The sequence below is a fragment of the Aminobacter sp. P4_H6_2 genome (assembly GCF_056400805.1).
In genome coordinates this window covers 1-1,053 of sequence record NZ_JBFUKO010001035.1, presented here as the reverse complement: position 1 = coordinate 1,053, position 1,053 = coordinate 1, and the positions used below count along the sequence as shown (strand labels likewise).

General features: G+C 59.6%; 2 protein-coding genes. Both read right to left on the bottom strand.

The annotated features are described in order from the left end of the window. Positions 1-334 (bottom strand): ATP-binding cassette domain-containing protein (locus tag AC1DUU_RS32725; protein WP_476787437.1); only part of this gene is annotated, 334 nt, incomplete at its 3' end. Between the two features lie 184 nt (positions 335-518). Continuing rightward, positions 519-1,053: alpha/beta hydrolase family protein (locus tag AC1DUU_RS32720; RefSeq protein WP_476787436.1), on the bottom strand; the 535-nt coding region annotated here is incomplete at its 5' end.

Genomic DNA, 1,053 nt, shown 5'->3' with positions numbered 1-1,053 from the left:
GTTGCATGCCACCGGAAAGCTCGCGTGACATCTTCTCGCTAAAGCCGCCAAGGCCGACACGATCGAGCAACGCCTCGATCCTATCCCTGTCCGGCTTCATCCGCCGCAGTTCAAACGGGAACGCGATGTTCTGCTGTATGGTGCGCCAAGGAAGCAGATTTGCCTCTTGGAACATCATGCCTACGCTCGGATGCGGCCGTCTGATCTCGTCCTCGCCCAGGTGGATCCGGCCGCCACTCAACTGGTGGAGGCCAGCAATGGACCAGAGCAAGGTTGTCTTGCCGCAGCCAGATGGTCCCACGACGGAGATGAACTCGCCGGGCTCGACGGTCATGTCCACGTCCTGTAGCGCGTGGACAGCGCCTGATTGCGCAGCATAAGTCTTGGTCGCGCCGCTGATGCGGAGCGTGTCGCAGGTGTGGTTTCCCATGCCCTTCTCCCTTTCTGGAACATGCCTCCCCCGTTCCCGCGCCGATGTCGCCCGCGTGAGCTCAAGCAGTACGTCCCGGTTGTTGGTCTCAGCTCTTGAGAAGAGCCCTCAAATGCTCATCCACCTGGCCCATGTATCCAGGTTCAAATCCGTTCAGGCCCATGTGGCCTTCCGGCGTGTGAATGACCTTCAGTTCCGCGCCCTCGATCAGGGAGCAGTCTGCCTCGCATTCATGCATCGGGAAAAACATATCGTGGCTGATCGGCATGACGTAGGTCCTAGCTGTGATCCGCCTAAGCGCAGCAGGAAGGTCGCCCCCGGCGTGGCGTGAGACATCCGCCCTCTGCCACTTCCACATCTCGCAGAGCAGCACGTTTGGATCCATTGGCTCGAAATACGCCTTCATCACCCCGTTAATGAAGTCATCAGGGGACGACAGCCCAAGCACGCTTCGCCAGCGCTCTTCCTGATAGAATTGCGGGGACCATCCCAAGGTCGCAACGATTCTGGCCAGACGGTCCATGCCGTTTCGTACATCAAGCCCGTTTTCATACCAGCCGCCGTTCCAGGCGGGATCGGACATCAGCGCGTCTGCGCAAGCGTCGACAAAGATGACCTGATGG